The organism is Albidovulum sp. (genome assembly GCF_049646345.1).
In the GTDB taxonomy this organism is placed as follows: Bacteria; Pseudomonadota; Alphaproteobacteria; order Rhodobacterales; family Rhodobacteraceae; genus Albidovulum.
The window spans coordinates 1-2094 of sequence record NZ_JBARVQ010000889.1; the positions used below are offsets into that span (position 1 = coordinate 1).

Consider the following 2094-nt stretch of genomic DNA (forward strand, 5'->3'; position numbering starts at 1 on the left):
CCTGACAAAAACGCCACATCTTCAGGGGTTTCGGCGCGCGCCGAGGTGACCCAGGACGGCATCCGGGGTAAGGTGTCGAGGTCGTCGATCGCGGACGTTGATTGGTAGGTCATGCCCCAACACTAGCCCACGGCGGCGCTTTTAGCCAGAAAATAGCAACACAACCGCCCCGCCTTGCTGTTTTTAGTTACGTCCAATAATGTTGCATTATCGGATGCAAGAAGAGTATGCTCAAGGCTATGACCGAAACGCCCGAGAAATCGCCTTCCGAACCCCCGGAACGTCCCGATCGCCATGAAGGGGACGACAGCGCTGATACGGAGCGCGACATGATTGCCCTGCCCTCCCATGTCGCTGGCTCGGGCACGCTCGACCGCCTGGTCGAAACCGCGCGAGACTATGCGCGTCAGGCGGCGTCGCAGAACACGCTGAAGGCCTATGCCAAGGACTGGGCCCATTTCGCCCGCTGGTGCCGGATGCGCGGCGCGGACCCTCTCCCCTCGTCGCCCCAGCTGATCGGGCTCTACATCGCCGATCTGGCAGCGCCGAGCGGCAAGGCCCCTGCCCTCTCGGTCTCCTCAATAGAAAGGCGGCTGTCCGGCCTGACCTGGGGCTATGCTCAGCGCGGAGAACGGCTGGACCGCAAGGACCGCCACATTGCCAGCGTCCTGGCTGGCATCCGCCGCAAGCACGCACGGCCACCGGCACAGAAAGAGGCCATCCTGCCGGAAGACCTGCGCGACATGCTGGCAGCCCTGCCCCACGATCTGCGCGGCCTGCGCGACCGGGCGATCCTGCTGATCGGCTTTGCTGGTGGCCTGCGTCGGTCCGAAATTGTCAGCCTCGACCACGGCAAGGATGACACGCCTGACTCCGGCGGCTGGGTCGAGATCCTGGAGGGCGGCGTGCTCCTCACCCTACGCGGCAAGACCGGCTGGCGCGAGGTCGAAATCGCCCGCGGCTCATCCGATCAGACCTGCCCGGTCCATGCCCTGACGCAGTGGCTGCATTACGCAAGGATCGACTTCGGCCCGATCTTCGTCGCCACGTCGCGCAACGGCCTGAAAGCTACGGGCGAGCGGTTGTCGGACAAGCACGTCGCCCGGCTGATCAAGTCCTGCGCCCGCGAGGCCGGGCTACGCCCTGATCTGCCTGAGGCCGAGCGCGTGCGGCTGTTCTCGGGCCATTCCCTGCGTGCAGGCCTTGCCAGCAGCGCGGAAGTTGATGAGCGCTATGTTCAAAAGCAGCTCGGTCATGCCAGCGCAGAGATGACCCGCCGATACCAGCGGCGGCGTGACAGGTTCCGGGTGAACCTGACCAAGGCCGCAGGCCTGTAAGCCCCCTGCCCTTCCGACGAGCCTTTGCTGAAATGCCAAGCTCCAACCTGACCGCTCAGGTTTCAGCTAACCGCTTCAATTGAAATCAGGAACCAAACGCGACAGAGGATCAAACCCCCCTGCCCCAGTCGCAGGCCCTAAAATCCGCAGGCTGCGTCGAGATCCACGAGGAGCAGGCCTCGGGCGGCAACCGCTCACGGCCCGTGCTGGCCCGCGTGCTCGAGCGGATTGGGAAGGGCGACACGCTGGTCGTGGTGCGCATCGACCGTCTGGCGCGGTCACTGTCGCACCTCCTCGAGGTGATTGAACGGCTGGAAGCCAAGGGCGCCTTCTTCCGCTCGCTCATGGACCCGATCGACACGTCCTCGCCGCAGGGCAAGTTCACCCTCCAGGTCCTGGGCGCGGCCGCTGAGTTCGAGCGGGCCCTGATCCGTGAACGCACCAAAGCCGGACTGGCCAGCGCGCGAACCAAAGGCCGGGTTGGCGGCAATCCGGGCCTGCGCGCTCGGGATCCGGCGGCGCTGCGCAAGGTGCGGCTGGCGCGGCAGGACGGCTACATGGAACGCTTGAACGAGACGGCACAGGACTGGGTTCCCCATGTCCGTCGCCTGCGCCCGGACTTGGCCTGGGAAGACGTCGTGCGCATCGTCAACGGCCCCCTGCCCCGCGAGCGCCAATGGACGCAAAGCCGCCTTTTGCGCGCGGTCAACGCCTATGTCCGGGACGGCTTCCTACCGCTCACGGTACTGGACCGCGC

2 protein-coding genes and 1 pseudogene are annotated in these 2094 nt (G+C 65.7%); 2 read left to right on the top strand and 1 reads right to left on the bottom strand.

Translation table 11 applies throughout. The features are described 5' to 3' along the window. A pseudogene (locus tag WBB85_RS23195) lies at window positions 1-113 on the bottom strand (DUF1403 family protein); the annotation flags it as partial. Window positions 114-239: 126 nt separating this feature from the next. Between WBB85_RS23195 and WBB85_RS23200 the strand changes: the two are divergent. Continuing rightward, window positions 240-1337: a tyrosine-type recombinase/integrase gene (locus WBB85_RS23200; protein WP_432640925.1), complete on the top strand. Its 1098-nt coding sequence runs from the start codon at window positions 240-242 to the stop codon at window positions 1335-1337. A gap of 119 nt (window positions 1338-1456) precedes the next feature. Further along, window positions 1457-2094 (top strand): recombinase family protein (locus tag WBB85_RS23205; protein ID WP_432640926.1); only part of this gene is annotated, 638 nt, incomplete at its 3' end.